The sequence below is a fragment of the Thermococcus sp. 2319x1 genome (assembly GCF_001484685.1).
Lineage (GTDB): Archaea > Methanobacteriota_B > Thermococci > Thermococcales > Thermococcaceae > Thermococcus_A.
In genome coordinates, this window is the sequence record NZ_CP012200.1 from 1351567 (window position 1) to 1372497 (window position 20931).

At 44.3% G+C, this 20931-nt stretch carries 21 protein-coding genes; 10 read left to right on the forward strand and 11 right to left on the reverse strand.

The window, feature by feature from the left end; genetic code table 11:
- Nucleotides 1-3: 3 nt before the first annotated feature.
- Both ADU37_RS07625 and ADU37_RS07630 read right to left on the reverse strand, forming a co-directional pair.
- Entirely contained in the window at nt 4-927 is a 924-nt protein-coding gene (locus tag ADU37_RS07625; RefSeq protein WP_058947033.1) for an ABC transporter permease subunit, read from the reverse strand.
- Between the two features lie 212 nt (nt 928-1139).
- Complete coding sequence (locus ADU37_RS07630) at nt 1140-1469, reverse strand: YbjQ family protein (RefSeq protein ID WP_058947034.1); 330 nt, start codon at nt 1467-1469, stop codon at nt 1140-1142.
- A gap of 87 nt (nt 1470-1556) precedes the next feature.
- Here ADU37_RS07630 and moaC point away from each other — a divergent pair, with 87 nt between their 5' ends.
- Nucleotides 1557-2018 (forward strand): cyclic pyranopterin monophosphate synthase MoaC, encoded by a 462-nt coding sequence (gene moaC, locus ADU37_RS07635; RefSeq protein WP_058947035.1) that lies wholly within the window; start codon nt 1557-1559, stop codon nt 2016-2018.
- A 33-nt stretch (nt 2019-2051) separates the two neighbouring features.
- Complete coding sequence (locus ADU37_RS07640) at nt 2052-3755, forward strand: DNA mismatch repair protein (protein ID WP_058947036.1); 1704 nt, start codon at nt 2052-2054, stop codon at nt 3753-3755.
- Here ADU37_RS07640 and ADU37_RS07645 read toward each other — a convergent pair.
- Nucleotides 3745-4410, reverse strand: coding sequence for a Kae1-associated kinase Bud32 (locus ADU37_RS07645; protein WP_058947037.1), 666 nt, complete (start codon nt 4408-4410; stop codon nt 3745-3747). The genes ADU37_RS07640 and ADU37_RS07645 overlap by 11 nt on opposite strands.
- Nucleotides 4411-4781: 371 nt before the next feature.
- Here ADU37_RS07645 and ADU37_RS07650 point away from each other — a divergent pair, with 371 nt between their 5' ends.
- The 3 genes from ADU37_RS07650 to ADU37_RS07660 are packed head-to-tail and all read left to right on the forward strand — an operon-like array spanning nt 4782 to nt 6538.
- Nucleotides 4782-5456 carry a hypothetical protein gene (locus ADU37_RS07650; RefSeq protein ID WP_058947038.1) on the forward strand — a complete coding sequence of 225 codons (675 nt, stop codon included), beginning with the start codon at nt 4782-4784 and terminating at the stop codon, nt 5454-5456.
- The gene (locus ADU37_RS07655; RefSeq protein ID WP_058947039.1) at nt 5446-6153 is read left to right on the forward strand and encodes a hypothetical protein; all 708 of its coding nucleotides are present in this window, start codon (nt 5446-5448) and stop codon (nt 6151-6153) included. Before ADU37_RS07650 ends, ADU37_RS07655 begins: the two co-directional genes overlap by 11 nt.
- The gene (locus ADU37_RS07660; RefSeq protein ID WP_058947040.1) at nt 6146-6538 is read left to right on the forward strand and encodes a sigma-70 family RNA polymerase sigma factor; all 393 of its coding nucleotides are present in this window, start codon (nt 6146-6148) and stop codon (nt 6536-6538) included. The genes ADU37_RS07655 and ADU37_RS07660 overlap by 8 nt, the downstream gene beginning before the upstream one ends.
- On the opposite strand, the gene ADU37_RS07665 is transcribed toward ADU37_RS07660, so the two are convergent.
- Nucleotides 6539-7180 carry a YigZ family protein gene (locus tag ADU37_RS07665; protein ID WP_058947041.1) on the reverse strand — a complete coding sequence of 214 codons (642 nt, stop codon included), beginning with the start codon at nt 7178-7180 and terminating at the stop codon, nt 6539-6541.
- A 184-nt stretch (nt 7181-7364) separates the two neighbouring features.
- Here ADU37_RS07665 and thsB point away from each other — a divergent pair, with 184 nt between their 5' ends.
- Complete coding sequence (gene thsB / locus ADU37_RS07670) at nt 7365-9011, forward strand: thermosome subunit beta (RefSeq protein WP_058947656.1); 1647 nt, start codon at nt 7365-7367, stop codon at nt 9009-9011.
- 95 nt (nt 9012-9106) lie between these two features.
- Here the strand turns inward: thsB and ADU37_RS07675 are convergent, their stop codons facing one another.
- From ADU37_RS07675 to ADU37_RS07705, 7 genes are all read right to left on the reverse strand, one after another.
- Complete coding sequence (locus ADU37_RS07675; RefSeq protein ID WP_058947042.1) at nt 9107-10240, reverse strand: sodium ion-translocating decarboxylase subunit beta; 1134 nt, start codon at nt 10238-10240, stop codon at nt 9107-9109.
- Between the two features lie 6 nt (nt 10241-10246).
- Nucleotides 10247-10729 (reverse strand): acetyl-CoA carboxylase biotin carboxyl carrier protein subunit, encoded by a 483-nt coding sequence (locus ADU37_RS07680; RefSeq protein ID WP_058947043.1) that lies wholly within the window; start codon nt 10727-10729, stop codon nt 10247-10249.
- 2 nt (nt 10730-10731) lie between these two features.
- Nucleotides 10732-11109 carry an OadG family protein gene (locus tag ADU37_RS07685; RefSeq protein ID WP_058947044.1) on the reverse strand — a complete coding sequence of 126 codons (378 nt, stop codon included), beginning with the start codon at nt 11107-11109 and terminating at the stop codon, nt 10732-10734.
- A 10-nt stretch (nt 11110-11119) separates the two neighbouring features.
- Nucleotides 11120-12688: a carboxyl transferase domain-containing protein gene (locus tag ADU37_RS07690; RefSeq protein WP_058947657.1), complete on the reverse strand. Its 1569-nt coding sequence runs from the start codon at nt 12686-12688 to the stop codon at nt 11120-11122.
- Nucleotides 12689-12810: 122 nt separating this feature from the next.
- Nucleotides 12811-13233: a translation initiation factor IF-2 subunit beta gene (locus ADU37_RS07695; protein ID WP_058947045.1), complete on the reverse strand. Its 423-nt coding sequence runs from the start codon at nt 13231-13233 to the stop codon at nt 12811-12813.
- A gap of 45 nt (nt 13234-13278) precedes the next feature.
- Nucleotides 13279-17217 (reverse strand): LAGLIDADG family homing endonuclease, encoded by a 3939-nt coding sequence (locus ADU37_RS11035; protein ID WP_082663040.1) that lies wholly within the window; start codon nt 17215-17217, stop codon nt 13279-13281.
- Nucleotides 17217-17711 (reverse strand): hypothetical protein, encoded by a 495-nt coding sequence (locus tag ADU37_RS07705; RefSeq protein WP_058947046.1) that lies wholly within the window; start codon nt 17709-17711, stop codon nt 17217-17219. The genes ADU37_RS11035 and ADU37_RS07705 overlap by 1 nt, the downstream gene beginning before the upstream one ends.
- Nucleotides 17712-17822: 111 nt before the next feature.
- Here ADU37_RS07705 and ADU37_RS07710 point away from each other — a divergent pair, with 111 nt between their 5' ends.
- From ADU37_RS07710 to ADU37_RS11040, 4 genes are all read left to right on the forward strand, one after another.
- Nucleotides 17823-18335: a metallophosphoesterase gene (locus ADU37_RS07710; protein ID WP_058947047.1), complete on the forward strand. Its 513-nt coding sequence runs from the start codon at nt 17823-17825 to the stop codon at nt 18333-18335.
- Nucleotides 18336-18365: 30 nt separating this feature from the next.
- Nucleotides 18366-19505: a hypothetical protein gene (locus ADU37_RS07715; RefSeq protein ID WP_058947048.1), complete on the forward strand. Its 1140-nt coding sequence runs from the start codon at nt 18366-18368 to the stop codon at nt 19503-19505.
- Nucleotides 19492-20544 carry an RNA 3'-terminal phosphate cyclase gene (gene rtcA / locus ADU37_RS07720; protein WP_058947049.1) on the forward strand — a complete coding sequence of 351 codons (1053 nt, stop codon included), beginning with the start codon at nt 19492-19494 and terminating at the stop codon, nt 20542-20544. The genes ADU37_RS07715 and rtcA overlap by 14 nt, the downstream gene beginning before the upstream one ends.
- A 101-nt stretch (nt 20545-20645) precedes the next feature.
- Complete coding sequence (locus ADU37_RS11040) at nt 20646-20828, forward strand: UPF0175 family protein (protein ID WP_238982021.1); 183 nt, start codon at nt 20646-20648, stop codon at nt 20826-20828.
- Nucleotides 20829-20931 lie beyond the last annotated feature (103 nt).

A 20931-nucleotide genomic window follows, 5' to 3' on the forward strand; every position in this document is an offset into this window, starting at 1 on the left:
CTATCACCTCAGCTCCATTTTCATAAACTTTGCATAGGCTATCGCAAAAGGTAAGAGAAACATAATTACCAAGGCCACAATGTTTTTCCATGCAATTCCAATCGCTTCTAAGTACGAAATGTTTGACGGCTGCAGTGTGATTGAAAGCCCTCCAGAAACCAGTAGCTCGGAGAATTCAGATGTAGAAACCCCATACTTAATCGTATTTAGTATGTTGTCCATATGGTAACCGGGGACTGGTGAGAGCAGGAGATAAACTTTTTTTAGTGTCTCCTGTAAGATTATTGGATTAGTAAGAGTAACCCCCTCCTTCAAGCTCATTAACACAACAATAGTTGAAGCAACACTTGGGTAGACAATTTCAAGGAATATCGGCAGAATTACCGCCACTATTATTGCTGTTGAAGGCTTTTTTATGAATGTCGAAAGTAATACTCCCAGAGAAAGGTAAACGAGTGAGAATATTACAAAAAACGGCAACATTTTCACAAAAGTTGCTACGAATTCTGAGCTCAAAGGAACACCAAGTATTAATAGGAATGCAACGCTCCCTATTGCGAATATTAAAAATGCCATTATAATCACCGCCATTCTGCCAAGGAACTTTCCTATTAAGTATTCATCCCTATAAATTGGATGACTCAAAGTGACTTTAATAGTTCCTCTCTCAACTTCCCTGTTTATAGCATCGGCCCCAAAGATTGCTCCAAGTACTGCAAGGAAAAGCGTCATTGAGGAAATTTGGACATTTTGAGCGACGTTTAAAGCCATATCAGCGTCTAAAACCCCCATTATCATTAAAGTACTCTTTATCCAGTACGCATACCCTGCTCCAGCCGTCAAAAACACGACAAGCACTATGAGCAATCTTTTTGTCTTTATTCCCTCATAGATTTCTTTCATGGAAACGTTCAAAATTGATGACATTTTCCCACCTCATTGTCTAGCGATTACTTAATTGAATTTAAATTTTACCATACTATTTAAATTTTTTTATGGCATTGATGAGGTCTTCAACTTCTGTGGCTTTCATGCTACCAGCTCTGGTATTTTTGAGGAATTTTGCATACAAGGCGGAAGGAAGAGCAAAGAAATTTCAACAATCGAGGGGATTATCAAATGAAAAAAGAAAAAAGCTTTCACTCCTTTTCCAATATAACAGCGGTACCGTAGGCAAAAATCTCCGCTGCCCCAGCAGCAACAGCTGAAGTCATAAATCTAACTCCGATAACTCCGTTTGCTCCCATTTCCTTTGCATGCTGAATCATCCTCTGAAGAGCTATCTCTCTCGCCTCTGCAAGCATTTCAGTGTACTCCTTAACTTCTCCACCAGCGATATTCCTTAAACTGGCAAGTATGTCTTTTCCAAGGTGCTTTGCCCTAACGGTTGCCCCTCTTGCAATTCCAAGAACTTTAACTACCCTATACCCAGGGACGTTCTCCGTTGTAGCAAGAATAAGTTCCTCCATATTTATCACCCAGATACTTCGAACTTCGAGGTAATTTTATATTCTAAAGCTTAAATACTTTTCTGGAGTAATAGGAGAGGTGAGAAAATGGAGCTCACGCATGTCGATGAAAAGGGCGTAAAAATGGTTGAAGTTGGGCATAAGGATGTAGTCTTCAGGAAAGCCGTTGCAAAGGGGAGGATAAAACTAAAGCCTGAGACCATCAAGCTCATCCAAGAGGGAAAAACAAAAAAGGGAAACGTGATAGCAGCTGCACAGCTTGCGGGAATTTTGGCCGTAAAGAAAACTCCAGAACTCATTCCCCTCTGTCATCCAATTCCACTAACCGGAGTGGATATATCCTTTGAGTTCGGAGAAGACTACATCGAGGCAACTTGTGAGGTGAGGGCTTACTACAAGACGGGCGTTGAAATGGAAGCACTAACTGGTGTCAGCGTTGCCCTTCTAACAATATGGGACATGGTCAAAGCTGCAGAAAAAGACCCCAACGGCCAGTATCCCTTTACAAAGATTGAAGAGATTAAAGTAGTGGAGAAAGTGAAGGAGTAGGGTTTATAAAATCCACCAGAGGTTTAGTGAGAGATGAAGCTCAACAGTGAAGCGAAGGAAATATACAAGGCTATAAAAAATGAGATAAAGAGGAGAATCCAGCTCAGAGAAAGTCTAGCGTATCTTGAGAAATTTTCGCTAACAAACAACAGAGAGGAAATATTGAGAAGACAGAGGTATCTGAAGGAAAATCTTCCGAAAATCAGCGAAGAGCTAAAACCCCTCCTTTCAAAAATAAGACCCATAAGGTTTAGAAGAGAATATCTCCACGACAGGCTTCTTGTAGTCAGTGAAGAGGAATTCGAGAAGGCAAAAGCCCTTCACATATGTGACGTCTCTCTAAAGCCAGAGGAAGGCTATGACCTAATACTGAGCACAGCTGACTATGGCATTGATGTTGAACTTTCCATCAGCGAAATAGCTCCCGAGCTCTATATAATGCCTCTGTGGGAAAATCGGGAAACGCTTAAAGCCCTTGCCAGCATGGGAAGAATTCTAAACTCTCCTTCCGTTGCAGAGGAAATTTTGGCAGAGCTAAGAGGACTTGAAAGAGTTGCGAAGAGGGGAGAGATTTTAGAAAACTTAGAGGAAATACTTCGAAGGGAAGAGCAGAGGTTAAACACAAAAATTGAAGAGATGCTAAAGGAATTTAGCCTAACCCTGAGCGGAAAGGAACTTTTGGAGTTCCTAAAAGAACTAAAGAGCGGAAATTATCAGGCGATATTCTCCCACTTCTCCCAGGTTGAAAACGAAATCTTGAGGGAGATAAGAAAAAGCGAAGAAAGACTTAGCAAACTGCTTAATCTTGACGTGGAGGTGTTTTCAAGAGACAACCTATACCCAGCGGAAGTTTCTGCAGAGACCGTTGAACTCCTAAGGAGAGAGCTCGAAAAAGAGACAAAGATTGAGATGTATTTAGTGAGCAGGGAAATCCTGAGGAAAATAAAGCCACTACTCCCGAAACTGAAAGAAGAGCTACAAATGGCTTATGAGCTGGAATTCTTGAGGGCTGTGAAGGAATTCACCAAAGGCTTTGTCTTTCCAGAAATTGCCAGCGGAGGGGTAGCTTTCATAAATGGAAGGCACCTCTTTATAGAAAACCCACAGCCGGTCAGCTACGTTGTTGGAAGCATTGTAAACTTTGACGGCACAAGTGGAGAGAGAATTGTAATTTTAACCGGAGCTAACAGCGGTGGAAAGACCTCTCTGCTTGAGCTCATCACCCAGATAATCCTTCTCACCCACATGGGGCTTCCAGTTCCTGCGGAAAAAGCATGGGTTGAGCCATTGGATGAGCTTTTCTTCTTCAGAAGGAAGCGCTCTTCCTACGGAGCCGGCGCTTTTGAGACTGCCTTAAAGGCTTTTGCCCGCGCTCTTACAAAAGATGGCAAAAAGCTGATCCTCATAGACGAGTTTGAAGCCATAACTGAACCCGGTGCTGCAGTGAAGATTATTGGGGAGCTCCTTAAGGTAGCCCACGAGAAGGGATTTTATGTCGTTATCGTCTCGCACTTGGGAGAAGACCTAAAGAGAGAGCTCCCCTTTGCGAGGGTTGACGGAATTGAGGCAGAAGGCTTGGACGAGAACCTCAACTTGATAGTCGATAGACAGCCCAAGTTTGGAAAACTCGGAAAGAGCACTCCCGAACTTATTGTGGAGAGGCTGGCAAAGAAAAAGCGCGGAAAGGAGAAGGAAATCTTCGAGAGGGTTTGGAGGGCTTTCAAAGCTAACCCCTAATCCATGTCCTCTCCCTGTATCTTCCTCTACTCTCAATTTCATTCAGCTTTGCCTCAACTTCCTTCCTCTTTTCCATACCTCTAATCTCCTCGTAACCGTTTAAAACTTCTTCAAAACCTTTCTCAAACCACTTGTAATGCGTGCTCTCCATGGCCCTCCTGAGGAGATGCAGATCAACACCCTGAGCCTCAAGAGATGAGTCAAACTCCGCAAGGCCGAAGTCAATGAAGTAAATTTTCCCTTCCCTCAGAATCATGTTTGAGGTTGTTAAATCTCCATGAACTACTCCAGCTTCGTGGAGCTTACCTATCTGTCTGCCGATTTCCCTGCAGAGCTTCAAACGCTCTTCCATTGGAATGACTTCAAGGTATTCCTTCAGCCTCTCGCCTTCTATGTACTCCATGACTATTTTCATGTCCTTTAGATCAACCTCGTAAACGTAGGGAACATTAACGTCAAACTCCTTCGCCCTGTGCAGAATCCTCGCTTCTCTCACAGTTCTCTCCTTTCTAAGCTTCTCATCTATCTCCTTTATGCGATAGCGCTTTGGGATGCGGTGTTTTATGGTAACCTTCTCCTCATTAAACGGAAAGTAAAGCTCTTCAAAGCCCGCCAGATAAATCTTCGCCTCTGCACCCTGCTTTATCAGCTTCATGTGCCTCACCCGCTCATCTCAATAACACTATGAGCATCTTCAAACACAAGCCTGATAGAGATAACGTCTTCAACTTTTAGCACCAACATAGCGTTCCCCTCTTTGAGCACTATTTTGGCCTCATCAACCTCGTTTTCCTCAAGTTTTTTTACGGCATATTTAAGCTTTTCATCTTATCTAGAAGGGATGCTCTGTTTTCTATTTCAATGTCCAACAGTTTGTAGTCTGAAATAATACCCTAAGCTCTTCCATACCCGCAGCACCATCTGTGCTTTGTCTCGCAAGTGTATTAAAGCTTCTCAAAGATTTGGCAAAAGGTTTAAATACTATGTCAACTTACATTAGTTGACAAGAATTCAATGGTGGGGTAAATGAAAGTTGAGGGCGCATGGCCCATAACCCCTCTGGGAGTTTCAAGGATTTTTGTAATATTGGGATATTCTCTAATGATTGCGAGTTTAATTCTTCAAGTCCACGTTGGAGAACTTGTCTGGGCCGGAGTTACCCTCCTTGTAATCTCTGGGGAGAGGGGTATAGAGATTAAAGAAGATGGGCCTGTTTTAAAATATCTTTTCTGGAAGGTTAAGATACCTTTTGAGGAAATCAAAGAGGTAATGCTTGCGAATGAGCTCAGAGAGGCCAAATTATTTAGATACAACTGGAAAGATGCAGGACTTGTAGTGTTGCTCTTTATTATAACTCTCATTAAAGTCCCATGGAGAGAACCCCTTCTCCTTTTTCTCTGGATTTTTGTCATTTATGTTGCTTATTTCTTGTATATCTTTGTTCCAATCTATAAAATTTGGGAAAACTTCGGGAAAATCCTTTTGGGCATTTTAGTGCTACTTCCCATATTCTCTGCCTTAGTTGGTGAAAACCCAGTTCTTGGAGTATTTCTTGGGATTGTATTTCTCGTGTTTATCGTTTTCTGGACAAGATTCGACTACATAATTGTCAATACTGTGGGAAAAGGCAGTATTGTAATAGGATGCTCTGATGGGAAAAAAGCCATCAAACTGTTTATGGGTGTTAAAAATGAAGCTTGAAGTAGTCAGGCCCTCAAACTTTGGTGGAATTCCATTAATGATAGCCATTCTTTCCCTTGTTCTAATACTAGGAGCGATGGAGCTCTCCTATTGGTGGATGTGGATTGCTGGATGGATTCTTATTTTTGCTTCGTGGGGAGTATCGGCTAAAATTGAAAATAAAACCCTAATTCTCAAATATGTCTTCGGACTGCTGTCCATAAAGCTCAAAGGGGAGGATATCGAAGAGATTTTAGTCCTAAACAGACTGGAAAAGGGCATCCTTCTAAGGCATTTTCATGGAATTGGAATCACTTACATGGGCGTACTTGTATATGCATTATATCGTTATTTTGCACTTCCAGAGAACCTTCTGCCAGGGTATTACCTAGGAGCAATGGGGCTAATTGTATTCTCGAGCTCTATGCTGATTTCAATGACAATTCCCATTGGGAAAACCCGTTATAAGCTCCTTGTAACAGTCCTCATTTTCATTGTTGGTGTACTTTTTCTGTCGCTTAAGACTCCTGAAGCTGAGCTGATTCCGGGAATAGTAGCATTGACCACGATGGGCCTTTGGATGGTATATGATCTCGACACCGAAGATTATATCGTTTTGAAAACAAAGAAAGGGAAATACCTCCTAACTTCTAGTGCCCCAAGAGATAAAGTGGAAAAAGCCATCAAAGAAATTATGGGGGTTTTAATCGATGATTAAGCTCCCGGAAAGCATGGAAAGAATCTGGACTATGAGAGCCAGAGGGATGAGAGAAATAGAGATAGCAGAAAATCTTGGAATTTCGAGGCAAGCCGTGAACAAAGCTTTGAAAGAGGCTAAAGCCAAGCTTTTTGAGGCATTCTTTTCCTTAGCTGAGACCTTTTCGTGGGAGATTGTCAGGGTAAACGCCGAAAAGGGTTTTATGGTTGCGAGGGGAAGGTGTGGGGACAAAACAACGAGAATTTACGCCTTCTACATACCGAAAAATGGGATAAGGGGGTTTTTCGGCGATGAAATTCCAGAGTTTATTCTTCAACACGCTTTGGAGTTTGGAATCATTAAAAAACTAGACAAGAAGGAGCTGATAAATGCCTTGGAGAGATGACTAGTCCATTTTCTTCCCAATTCCTCTCTCAAAATCTAAGAACTCCCTTATTTTTGCTTTTCCTTTGGTGATCTCGATGAGATAGTTTATAAGCTCCCCTTTTCTCTCCGGCAAGACGCCAGCTACAAATTTGACTTCAACGTTGAATTCTCTCTCAAGGATTTCCGCCTCGAATTTTTCAAGTGCCTTTTCAACTGCGTTGTAGAGGTTGTAAGGAAAAACGATTTCAATGGGTTCTTTTTTGATGACCTCTATTATTCCCGCTTTTTCAAGAGCCTCGCTTGCTGTCTCACTATAGGCTTTAATCAGTCCTCCGTAGCCGAGTTTTGTCCCGCCGAAGTACCTAGTCACAACAACCACAACGTTTTCCAGACCTTTGTGCTCAAGAACTTTAAAAACCGGCTTTCCTGCACTTCCCTTCGGCTCCCCATCGTCATCATAGTGAACAATAAGAGTATTGCCTTCCCTAACCCTATAAGCAGAAACATTGTGCGTTGCATCCGAGTGGGCCTCCTTAACCTTTCTAATGAACTCTTTAGCCTCTTTCTCTGATTTCACTGGCATAGCATAGCCGATAAAGAGAGAATCCACGTAGACTTTTTCAACCTTTCCGAAACCTTTAACTGTCTTGTAGCCCTCCATGAAAGGGAATAGAAAACGTTCTTTAAGAATCTTTTGTGCCCAGATTTTTGTGATTCAGTCAAAAATTTGCATATTTATTGCCTATTATTCAATAATACACACTAAATCTGGCCTTTTGAATAGAAATCTTTTTATAGAGCACTAACGAAAGGCTCTTGTTTAATAGATGGAGGCAATTGAAATGATGGTAGGACAAGGTGGACAGCCTGTTGTTATTCTTCCCGAAGGAACCCAGAGATACGTTGGAAGAGATGCTCAGAGATTGAACATTTTGGCCGCTAGAGTTATTGCAGAGACAGTAAGAACCACCCTTGGTCCCAAGGGTATGGATAAAATGCTTGTCGACAGCCTTGGTGACATAGTAATTACAAACGACGGTGCAACGATTTTGGAGCAAATTGATGTCCAGCATCCAGCTGCCAAGATGATTATTGAAATCGCTAAAACTCAAGACAAAGAAGCTGGCGATGGAACAACTTCAGCCGTTGTAATTGCGGGAGAACTCTTAGCAAAGGCTGAAGAACTTTTAGACCAAAACATCCACCCGAGCATAATTATTAAGGGTTACACCCTTGCAGCCGAGAAGGCCCAAGAGATAATTGACAGCATGGCAATCTCAGTTGAACCAGACAACGAGGAAATCCTCACAAAAATAGCCTCAACTTCAATAACCGGTAAGAATGCCGAGAGCCACAAAGAACTTTTGGCAAAGCTTGCCGTTGAGGCAGTTAAGCAGGTTGCCGAAAAGATTAACGGGGCATATGCGGTGGACATTGACAACATCAAGCTTGAGAAGAAGGAGGGTGGAAGTGTAAGAGACACCCAGCTTATCAAGGGTGTAGTTATTGACAAGGAAAGAGTCCACCCAAGAATGCCAAAGAAAGTTGAAAACGCAAAAATAGCCCTCATAAACGATGCTCTTGAGGTTAAAAAGACCGAAACAGATGCAAAGATAAACATCACCAGCCCAGACCAGCTCTATGCATTTCTCGAGCAGGAGGAAAGGATGCTCCAAGAGATGGTGGAACAAATAGCGACAACAGGGGCTAACGTCTTCTTCTGCCAGAAGGGAATTGACGACTTAGCACAACACTACCTTGCAAAGCACGGTATCTTAGCGGTAAGGAGAGTTAAGAAGAGCGACATGGAGAAGCTTGCCAAAGCCACGGGCGCTAAGATTGTCACAAACGTTAAAGACCTGACAAGTGAAGACCTCGGCTATGCCGAGCTTGTTGAGGAAAGGAAAGTCGCTGGCGAAAACATGATATTCGTTGAGGGCTGCAAGAATCCAAAGGCGGTTACAATACTCATCAGGGGTGGAACAGAGCACGTTGTAGATGAAGTCGAGAGAGCCCTTGAAGATGCCATCAAAGTCGTCAAGGACGTCATGGAAGACGGTGCAATCTTGCCGGGAGGAGGAGCCACAGAGATTGAGCTCAGCATAAGGTTGGATGAGTTTGCAAAGCAAGTGGGTGGAAAGGAGCAGCTTGCAGTTGAGGCCTTCGCTGAGGCATTGAAAATCATTCCAAAAACCCTCGCAGAAAATGCTGGACTTGACACAATAGACGTCCTCGTTAAGGCCATAAGCGAGCACAAGAACAAAGGAAAAGCAATTGGTGTTGATGTCTTTGCCGGGGAACCGGCCGATATGCTCGAGAAAGGTGTCATCGAGCCAGCCAGGGTTAAGAGACAAGCCATAAAGAGCGCAAGTGAAGTTGCAATAATGATACTTAGAATCGACGACGTTATCGCAGCAAAGCTTTCAAAGGGCAAAGGCAAAGGTGGAGAGGGAGAAACGGGTGAAATGGGCGGAATGCCCGGCATGATGTGATTTCTCTTCTTAGTTTTTACTTTTCTCCTTTAAAATCCTTTCTCAGAGAAATACAACTGAAACCAACCTGAGAACAGAAAAAATCTAAAAAGGAATTAGCCGAGTACCGAGAGCAGAACTCCAGCAACGACTGCAGTTCCTATAACTCCAGCAACGTTTGGCCCCATTGCATGCATTAGTATGAAGTTTCCGGGGTCTTCCTTTGTGGCAAGCTTTTGAACAACCCTCGCGCTCATTGGAACAGCTGAAACACCGGCAGCACCGATCATTGGGTTTATCTTTCCACCGCTGAGCTTCATCATGACCTTACCCAGTAATACCCCGCCGGCAGTTGCCGTTGCAAACGCTATGACACCAAGGAAGAGGATTTTTATAGTGCTCAAAGTTAGAAAGCTCTCCGCCTGCATTGTTGACCCAATACCAAGTCCAAGGAAGATCGTGACGATGTTCATTAGCTCTTCTCTTGCAGCTTTGCTAAGCCTTTCAACAACACCGCTTTCCCTGAAAAGGTTGCCAATCATGAGCATTCCAACAAGAGGAGCCGCTGAGGGCACAAGGAGGCCGATGATTATTATTGAAGCTATTGGGAAAATAACCTTCTCCCTCTTTGAAACCGGCCTTAGCTGTTCCATTCTGATCTTTCTCTCTTCCGGAGTTGTTAAGGCTTTAATAACTGGGGGCTGGATTATTGGGACGAGGCTCATGTAGGAATAAGCAGCCACTGCAGTTGCTCCAAGTAAATGGGGAGCGAGCTTAGTGGTTAGATAAATTGTCGTTGGCCCGTCGGCACCGCCAATGATACCGATAGATGCCGCCTCTTGGAGGTTGAAGCCTAAGGCTACTGCGGTAAGCATTGCAATGAAGACACCAATCTGAGCCGCTGCACCAAGCAGTGCAGTCTTTGGATCGGCGATCATTGGACCAAAATCCGTCATTGCTCCAAGTCCAAAGAAGATTAGCAATGGCACAACCTCCGTGTCAATGAGATAGCGCTTAATTAGGAAGAACAGCCCTGGATGCTCTGGATCGGCGCTTAAGATACCGGTTAGTGGAAGGTTCACCAGCACAGCACTTATTCCAATCGGGAGCAACAACAATGGTTCCATTTCATACCTTATGGCCAAATACATCAGGGTGAAGCCAACAATTATCATTACCACGTTCCCTATTGTTAGATGAAAGAGGCCTATGTTGGCAAAGAAGTCAAGTATTGCCTGCTCAATTCCCATTCCCCATCACCCGAGTTCTATTAGTGGTTGTCCTGTGTCGACGGTGTCTCCTTCCTTGACAAGAATCCTCTTCACAACACCATCCCTCGGCGAAGGAATCTCATTCTCCATCTTCATAGCCTCTAAAATGACCAACCCCTGACCAACCCTAACCTCATCACCCTCCCCAACCAAAACCCTAAGAACCTTACCCGGCATAGGCGCAGAAACCACTTCCTCACCAGCCGCCGCCGGAGCAGGCACCGCAGGAACCCCAACCGAAGCCGAAGGAACTGATACCGGAGCTGGCGCAGGAGTAGCGACAGGAGCACCGACCTGAACAGGAGCTGCTGAAGGAGCTTGAAGGGCTCCCATGGGAATTCCAAGCTCTTTGGCCTCAACTTCGTAACTTTCTCCCTCAAAGCTAACTTTGAACTTTCCTCCACCGAGCTCTTCAACCTCAACTTCATAAGGAACACCATCAACAATGACCTTAACTTTACCTTTCATCCTCACCATGCCCCCATTTCGTAGTTAAAGTTTTCAACCTCCTCAATCTGGGATTGAATACCGTACAAACGCCAGACATCGGAAGGTTTCTTTTTAAACGGCAAAGGTCTAAGTTGGGCGTTCTTCTCTGCTATGTAGGCCAAAATCGCGGCGGTAATTATGGCGAGCTTCTTTGGTTCAATTGAAGGCTTCTCTTCAGCAACTACCTTCTCTTCCTTAGGCAAGGGCTTAACTTCCGCTTTTTCCCTCTCAATCAACACCCTTTCAAGGTATCCTATACCGTACATTGCCAAAGCTAATATGCCCAGCACTAGGAAAACCACTGCAACGCCCAAAATGGTAATATAAAGGCCCTCAAGGAAAAACTCCCAAGTGACCATTTTTCGCACCTCACAGAGGAATATTGCCGTGCTTCTTTGGTGGAAGCTTTACGCGCTTGCTTTCCAAAGCTTCCAAAGCCATTATTATCTTTCCTCTTGTTTCCGCCGGGTCTATGACATCATCTATGTAGCCTCTGCTTGCGGCAACATATGGGTTAGCGAACTTCTCTCTGTATTCCCTTATCTTTTCTTGTCTAACTGCTTCCGGGTTTTCCGCTTTGGCGATCTCCTTTCTAAAGATGATATTTGCCGCTCCTTCCGGTCCCATAACGGCTATCTCAGCCGTTGGCCAAGCGAAGACAAAATCAGCTCCAAGGTGTTTTGAACCCATTGCCAGATAGGCCCCACCGTAAGCTTTTCTCAGGATTACTGTGACCATTGGGACTGTTGCCTCCGAGTAAGCGTAAAGAACCTTCGCACCGTGCCTTATGATTCCACCGTATTCTTGCTGAACTCCCGGCAAGTAACCGGGAACATCAACCAAAGTTACTATCGGGATGTTGAAGGCGTCACAGGTTCTAACAAAGCGTGCAATTTTGTCGGAGCTGTCTATATCAAGAACTCCCGCCAAGTGAATTGGGTTGTTTGCCACAATTCCAACCGTTTGTCCGTTCATTCTTCCAAAGCCTACAACGGCATTTGGAGCAAAGTAGGGAAGTATCTCAAGGAAGTCCGGATTTCCGTTGGCATCTCTATCAACAATCTCATAGATGACCTGCCTCACATCGTAACCTTTGTTGGGATCATCTGGAACTATTTCATAGAGCTTCTCGCTTTTTCTAAACGGTGGGTCGTTGGTTGGATACCTGGGCGGCTTCTCCATGTTGTTTGATGGGAGGTAGCTTACCAACCTTCTTATGAGCATTAAAACTTCTTCGTCACTCTTTCCTATTAAATGAGCCTGTCCACTCTTTTGGGCATGGACCATTGCACCACCAAGCTGAATTGGAGAAACCTCCACACCGGTGACTGCCTTTACTACTTGGGGACCGGTGATGAACATGAAGCTTGAGGGATTGTCAACCATGAGGATAAAGTCTCCAATTGCCGGGCTGTAAACTGCTCCGCCTGCACACGGGCCCATAATGGCTGTAATCTGGGGGACTACTCCACTAAGAACAGTGTTCATCTTGAATATCTCACCGTAGCCCTTGAGGGAATCAACGCCCTCTTGAATTCTCGCCCCACCGGAGTCGTTGAGTCCTATCACCGGCGCTCCTGCCTCTAAAGCCAGCTCCATGATGCGCTTTATCTTTGCCGCGTGCATTTCTCCAAGGGAACCGCCCATAACGGTGAAATCTTGAGCATAAACGAAGACCAATCTGCCGTCGATCGTCCCATAGCCGGTGATAACTCCATCTGCTGGTAGTTCCATCTTGTCAAGGTCAAACTCTGTGTTTCTGTGCTTAACGAACATCCCTATCTCCACAAAACTTCCCGGATCAAGGAGTTTTTCGATTCTTTCTCTCGCCGTGAGCTTTCCTTTTTCATGCTGCTTTGCCACATTTTCTTCTCCACCCATCTTCAGAATTTTCTCCTTCTTTTCATAGAGTTCCTTCACTTTTTCCTCCATGCTCATAAGAGTTGCCCCCATAACCATTTGTTAACTAATTTGTAGTTTGTAAACCCCTTTAAAAGGATTTTCATAGCCATAAAATGTCCAGAAGAGTACATGTACACAAACAAAAAATGTAGAGAAGCTCAGAGATGGGCTATTGGGGTTTCAGCACCACAGGCCTCACACTTCAAGAAGTGGAAGCGGTCTTTCTTTATGATCTTTGTGTCCGGTGAGCCACACACGGGGCATATGACGTACTCCTTGAGGTATTTCTTCATCTTGTTTGCTATGAGATACGGTGTAAAGCGTCCCTGCAGGACGGCTCTTCTTCCTTCCAAGACACCTGCAGTGGCGATTTCCCTTAAGATAAACTTAAGCAGATGATTTGGATCTCTGTTCATCGCCTCAGCGATATCCCTGAAGTTCTCGATCATAGTTCTGTTGCCCTCGATTGTTACCACCGCAGCAGGAACCTCAAACCTTGATTCGTGATGCTTAACGTTCTCCGGAAGTTCTTCATACGCTTTTTCCAAAAGCTTCTCATAATCATAATAATCGTACTCCATTTTTCTCACCTCGCTATAGGTTCTATCTTCGCCTTATTAACCTTTTTACAAAACCTTGTAATAGCCTGAGCGGGGTTCGTATATCATTGAGTTGGCCTTAAGCTCTTCCAATATTTTCTCAACCTCACTCTTTCCTATCCCGTATTTGCTAGCCTCTTTTATTATTTCCTCTTTTGGAGCCCCATAATCTTCTAACTCCTGGAGTTCTTTTATTATGCTGAGAATCCTGTCCATCTTGTTGATCTTCTTTGATGATTTTCCAACCTCCAAGATGCTAACGTCAATGTTTCCTTCTTCATCCATTGCCGTTTTCCGTAGTGTATACTCCATAAGCTCAATTGCAGCTCTGGCGTCTTCTTTTGTGACAATCTCGCTCAGTCTCATTTTTGCATGGGCTTCGCTAAGCCTTATAAGGGCCTCAAGCTGTCTTGCAGTGATTGGAATAGGCTTGATGCCTTCTTCATTACCTCCTCTCCCTATTGTCCTTCTCATCTTAACGTAGTACCGCTTGATTTCTTCCATTGCCTCTTTACTGAGCACTGGTTTGATGTTCTTTCTTGCATAGGCTATGTACTTTTTGAGAAGCTCATGCGGTATCTTTGGAGCAACTGCCTCTGCCTCGCCCTTCCTGACCTTAAGTATGTGCTCGGCTATCTCAGAGTCAAGTTTTTCATCGGGCTCATCGAGAAGAACAAATATGAGGTCAAACCTGCTTAGGAGTGTTGGGGGCAAATCCACCTGCTCCGGAAGGGATTTCATCCTGTTAAACCTCCCATATTTGGGATTGGCGGCAGCTATAACCGTAGTTCTTGCATTCAGTGTTGCCGTAATCCCAGCCTTTGATATGCTAACAGTTTGCTGCTCAAGGGCTTCGTGTATGGAACTCCTATCTCTATCACTCATCTTGTCTATCTCGTCAATGAGTGCAATCCCCATATCGGCTAAAACAAGAACTCCAGCCTCCAAAACCCAAGAGCCGGTTAGTTCATCGCGCACTGCGGCGGCTGTATTGTGGACTACGAATCCGTTGGCAATAAAGCTGTGAGAACCTTCAACGGTGATATCATAGACGTATTCGTAAAGACTTTTTATTCTCTTGCTCTCCCTGACTCTCTCAAAGAGCAACTCCGAGTTGGCAAGCTTTCTGAGGAACTCAATTTTCTCACGTATCTCAATTTCCTCTGCAGTCACGTCGCTTAAAATCCAAACAAGCTCTCTGTACACTTTTTCATCTCTCTCTGCAAGAGCTCTTGCAACTTTAACAAGAAGTGCGTAATTTATTTTTCTACTTCTCTTCCTCTTGAACAGCTCGTAGAACTCCTCCCTCTTAAGCCCGATTTCTTTTGGTTCCATAACTTCGCCAATTCTAACTCTGAGCTCATTGGGCAGTTCAACGGGAACTCTTTCGATATCAGCTTTCTCAAGGTTCTCAAGAACCCTTTTGAGGAGTCTTCTTGATATTGGACGCCCATGCTCAATGGCAGAACCAAATTTTGTGCCGTAGGTTTCTTCAATGCCCATTCCATAGAAGGTTCTTATCTTCCGGAGCAAGCCCCCGATACCAGGAATAACGTCGATGTTGGTATCTCTTTTTGAGGCTCTTAGCTTTCTGACCAGCTCTTCAAGGCGGGCTTTCTTCTCGGGATGTTCAAACCCAATTTCCCTCGCAAAGTGAATGATGTTTTCACCATATATCCTGAGCTCCCATCTATCGTGTTTAGAAACAACTCTTCTTCCGTTTATCTCACTAACATATCCCTTTCTGTTTCTCTTCCTTAAGTGGGAGACTACACCAAAGCGAAGAAGTGCCAGCTGAATCTTTTTAGCAAGCTTTTCACTTGGGGTATCGAATTCTATGTATGACGACCCTTTATTTCTTAGAACAACCGTTCCGTTACAATCGAAGACTCCCCTAAGATAGGCAGCTAAGACTTCTTTTGGTGCTGCAAAGAGTTCCGGGGGAATATCCACCTTTTCAGACTTTGGTGAAAGTGGAACGCCCAGCTTTTTGAGAAGATGAGCAACTACCTTTGAATGAAAGTGTACTGCCGAAACTCCGTCCCCTTGCGCATTCTCCTTAACCTCTATTCCAAAAAGATACTCAGCGAGTTCCTTGAATTTTCTTCTCATTTCGCTGCTCCTGTTAGAGAATCTCACAGAAACTCCCCCAGCTTGGGATACGTACCCATCTCCCGCAATTAGTCCAGCAAAATAAGCAAACTTCTCATCAAGGAGTTTGGGTATTCTGATTCTTTTTCCATCTTGAAGAGCAACCTCTCTGGGATGAATTGATGAAAGCGGCACTTCTGCAAGCTCAACGAGCTTCTTCAGGTGTTTCATGGTAATATTGCCCCTTGCTCTCTCATTCACCCAGTTATGATTATTCTCGTTTACCCCAAAAATTTTTGCAAGTTCTCTCTTTGTTATGGCTTTTTCTTTTCTTATTTTCTCAATTAACCTTTTTACATCCTCCTTAATCCCATACAAAACGAGCTCATCAAGATCTTGGAGCATTTCGATAACATAAAGCGGTTTCTCTTCAACTTCGATCTTTCTAAGTGTTACCACATAATCCCCTTGCTGAATATCTTCAGATTTCTTCCACTTGAAGCTGCCATCTTTGAACACCAGCAATTGGGTCTCGGGAGTTGTTATAACCTCTTTTCCTGTGTTTGTTTTTAACATGATAAGCTCTCTCGGAGATTTTAGTTTCCACACCTTGCTCATTGGCGATTTCTTGATTTTTCCTTCGCTGAACGAAAAGCTCTCTCCGAGATAGGGGGCGTAATAAATACCCTCGGAGTATTTAATTGCCCCTACGTCTTTAATCCAGTCTTCAGTGAGCTTTCCAAGCTCCCATGTGCCGTTTTCTGTTATTATGAGGGAGTCTGGGGCAACACACAGACCAGCGGCGCTCGAGCTCTTCCCACTGGTATAAATAGCCCTCGGCGCTAAATTCGCCACATAACGGAGTATTTGAGATTTGGCTACTCCAGGGTCTCCTACAAGTAGAACGTGGCTCTCTCCTCTTAGTCTTGTCCCATCTGGAAGTTGCTTCGTGTTCCCCCCAAATAATGCCAGGGCAATTCCGAGTTTTTCCTTTTTCATTCCATAAATGGCGGGAGCAATTGAGTCAACTATTACATCAACGATGTCCTTCCTTTTTGCAAGCTCCTTAATCTTCTGCTCATCCTCCGGAGTTATTTCAAGCTCTTCTATTTCCTTGCTTAACTGTTCCACATAGTTTGCCTCTATTATCTTCCGGAATATTGGTCTCTTATCCTTCTGCTCTAAAACAACTCTCAGAATTCCGGTTATAACCACTCTATCTCCCGGAAGGGCAATATCCACGAGATCGTCAAGCAAAATCACGTCAACAAAACGGGGCATTTGTCCACCCTTAAGGCTCTCAGGCCTGTCTTGGAGTCTAAAACTCTGAAAGTTTAGAAAAGTGCTCTTATCAACGTCAAGCTCAACGTTCCTGCTTCCACAGGCTTCACATTTGTTGGGCCTGATTAAATTCGCATACGGTTTTTGAAGTCTCACCATCTCATGTCCGCAATCTTTGCAGATGTAAACCGCCCTGGAAACGAAGGGCTTTACCTCGGTCATCCTTGTTATTATTCCCTCAACTTGGATGAATTTGTTTATATGCTCACTCCCGAGCTCCTTCACAAGGTAGCTCTTTGGCAGACCATGAAAACGGGCATGAATCAGAAAAGGTTCCTTCCTAAAGAAATCCTCCTGCAGGATTATTTGAAGAGCATCTTCAGCCGCAAGGATAACTTCTTCGGGATTGTCTATAAGCTCTCCAGCGAGTTCGGGATCAAAGGCGTTCAAATGTTCCCAGTTTATTGCAATATATCTCCTAGGAACAACTGTCAGCACATCCCTTATTTCATCTAAATAAACCTTGTTCCCGCTGTCATCGGTATATTCTCTGAGAAACTTCACAAATCTCTCTATCATCTCCCCTTTGTCCATCACTTCTCACCCAACCACTCATTTCTAATTCGAGATATCTGAAGGTATATCCTTTTTTCCTCCAATGAAAGCCTGCTCAGGATCTCCAAGCTCCCGGGTCTGAACATTATCGCGTTGATTATCTTGTTAAAGCGGAGACGCTTGAGATACTGGTATTTCCTCTTTAGATTGGAGAGCTTGGTCATTTTGGCATTTAAAACTTCTACATCCACATCGGTCTTTGCTTTTACATAATTTTCAAGGTAATAAATATAGAACTCAGCCCTTTCATACAGTCCCTCTGGAATTGACGTTATCGGCTCGCTGTTTTTTTCTTCGTTTATAACCTTCTCAAGTTCGCGGATGATTTTCTCACTCTCATCCACAATCTCCACTATACCTCTTTCCCAAAGTTCTTTGGCCTTCCAATCTTCAACTAAGGGAGTATCCCCCGCTTTCCAGCTTCCAAATGATTTTAACACCTTGACCGGAATCAACGCCCTCCCGACCAGCATTACCTTTCACCCTCTCATCGTATAGATTGTTGACGAACTGAAGTTCTTAAGCTTTAGCCCACCGAAGATAAAAATATAAACTCTCCAGCCTGACTATACAGAGGTGGTCGTATGCTGATAGGGATAATGAGCGACACCCATGACAACCTTCCGGCCATAGCAAGGGCTGTTGAGCTTTTCAACAAGGAAAACGTTGATCTTGTACTTCACGCAGGCGATTATGTGGCACCATTCGTCAAAAAAGAACTTTCAAAGCTAAATGCCCCCCTAAAAGGGGTCTTTGGCAACAACGATGGTGAGAGGGAAGGTCTCAAAAGGGCAATTGGAATAGAGGAAGAAATAATGGAACTCGAACTGGAGGGGCTTAAGATAGTTCTCCTTCACGGCACAAATGAAAAGGTAGTTGAGGCATTTATAAGGAGCCAGCTTTACGATGTTGTGATAAGGGGGCATACACATAAATATGAGATAAGGGAAACCGGGAGGAGCATAGTTCTTAATCCCGGTGAAGTCTGCGGATACGTCAGCGGAGTAAAGAGTGTGGCGTTCTTGGACACGAGAAAGAGAGAAATAAGGATAGTAAACCTTGACACGGGAGAACCGCTCGGCTTTATGAGCCTTTGAAAAAGCTTTTAGGGGGGCAAAGAAAGAATCATGGAGACCGATCTGCTTACACCTAAAGAAAGATACAGTGGAGTAGTTTTTATTGGAGTTAGAAAAAACGGCGAGGTAGAGTTCATAAAAGTCTATGCAGAAAATGAGGAACTAGCCAAAGATATCCTGGAGAGATTTCTATACGAAAAGGGAATCCACCCCGCAGATTTCGTTGTGGTGGATAAGGGGTATGAGGATGTTGAAGGGAAAGAGATAATAAGCACGCGAACCGAAAGCGAGCTTTCTTCTTTTCTTGGCCGTCTTGGGTTAAGGCTTCTCTCAAACGGGGTTCTCTATCTGCAAGGGAAAAAAGAGATATACCAGATAACCTCCCTCAGCAAAGATCTTTTAAGGGAGATAAAATCCAAAGAAGACTTAAAAGAAGAACCTGTTAGAGTTGAGCTCAAAAGCCTAAACCTCCCGCCGAGATTTATCGAAAGGCTCAAAGCTCTGGAGCTCATGGAAGATACACTGATAATAAACCACGCGGAGCTTCCCATTCCTGAGGTTTTGAAAGAAGCTATCAAGGGAGCCGTTAAAATCCCAGAAGTCCTCGAACTTGGCTCGCTGAGACTTCGGCTTTTTAATAGCGAGCTCCACGAAGTAATAAAGAGAGGAAAAGAGCTCCTAATAAAACCCCCGATAGTGGTTTGGGACAGTTACGTTGATTCTCTGGAAGATTTTGAAGTTAAAGAGAGAGGAGAGGGTTATGACGCTCCTCTTTTCTTAAAAGCCCATAGGGGATTTCTAATACTCCGAGAGCCTCCCGAGAAACTTGTTGAGAAACTCATGAGGATTAAGGAAAAAGGAAGTGCAAAGATTAAGGGCTTCAAAGTTCCCGTGGAGTTCACGCTGATAGTAGAAAGCAAAAACACAGAAAAGTATGACCTACCCGTGAAGATAAAGCTGCCATATCTAAGCCAAGAGGAATTCAAGGAACTCCTGGAGGAAAAGACCGGGGTAAAAGTGTCGGATGAAGCTGTGGAAAAAATACCCAAAGAAAAAAGAACTTTCAGAACTCTCTTAACCATCTCAAAGCTCCTCAAAAGGCTTAAAGAGAAAAAGCCCAACAAACAGTCAGAAGAACTTTTAAAGGAAACTCTTGCATTATTTCTCGGTGAAGGGAATGAGGGTTATTGATGGAAGCTATGGAGAGGGCGGTGGACAGATATTAAGGACTGCGCTGGCTCTTTCAGTCATCACGGGGGAAGCTGTTAAGGTAATAAACATCCGTGCTAAGAGACCAAAACCCGGACTAAGGCCACAGCACCTATACGGCGTTTTAGCCCTCAAGGAGCTTTCAAATGGAGAAGTTAAGGGTGCTAAAGAAGGTTCAACCGAGCTGGAATTTTATCCCAAAGGTATCAAGACAAAACACATTAAGGTTCCCATAGAAACTGCCGGCAGCATAACCCTTGTTCTCCAAGCCCTTCTGCCAGCGATGGTCTTTGCAGATAGCGAGGTCACTTTTGAGGTAACCGGGGGAACTGACGTCCCCTGGAGCCCGCCGGTTGATTATCTCAAATACGTAACCCTCTACGCTCTCAAAAAGATGGGGATTAAAGCGGAAATTGAGATAAGGAGAAGGGGACACTATCCAAAGGGCGGAGGCTTGGTCGTTGGTAAAGTTCATCCCTGGGAAGAAAAGAAGCCGCTGGTTGCTACAGAGTTTAAAAGACTTCACAGCTTTGAAGGAATAAGCCACGCTGTAAGGTTGCCTTCCCACGTTGCCATAAGACAGTCAAAGGCTGCAAGAGAAGTCCTTGAGAGGGTTTATCCTTCCGTGCCGGTTGAAATAAGGGAGGAGTACTATGAACCCGTTAAAGACCCCCACCTGGGGCCGGGAAGTGGAATCGTCGTATGGGCAAATACAGAGGTTCTTCGCCTGGGAGGAGACGCCCTTGGAGAGAGAGGCAAGCCAGCAGAGGTCGTGGGAAGAGAAGCCGCAACTGAACTTTTAGAGCAATTAAAGACAGGATGTGGAGTGGACAAGTTCCTCGGAGATCAGCTCATACCGTTTTTAGCCTTTGCGGGAGGGGAAATATGGGTGAGTGAAATCACAAGGCACCTAATAACCAACGTCTGGGTCGTGGAGCAGTTTTTCGGAAAGGTCTTTGAGGTTAAAGGTGAAGTAGGAAAGCCCGGGAAAGTGAAAGTTGTGAGAAAGGTTGGGGTCTAACAAAGGTTTTAAATATTTTCCACTACAACCATCAAACGGTGGGAAAATGGAAATAGTAATTCCAGAAGATATAATCACGGCAAATTTTATATCAGCGGGAAATTTTCCTCCTTGGAAAAGCTGCCAAGCTTGCGGGAGTAACCAAGAGAGAGTTCCTTGAGGAACTGGCCAATAGGAAAGTCCCGGGCATTACACGGAAAGGGAACTTGAGGAGGACGTGGCCTTTGCCCGTGGTGAGTGATTCAACTCCTCTGATCCACCTTGCCAAAATTGGCAGACTTTAACTTCTCCGAGAGTTCTTTGGGGAAATAATTATCCCCGAAGCCGTTTATCGGGAGTGTGTCCTTGAAGGTGGCGAGAGCGAAGATGCAAGGGCAATTAAAAACG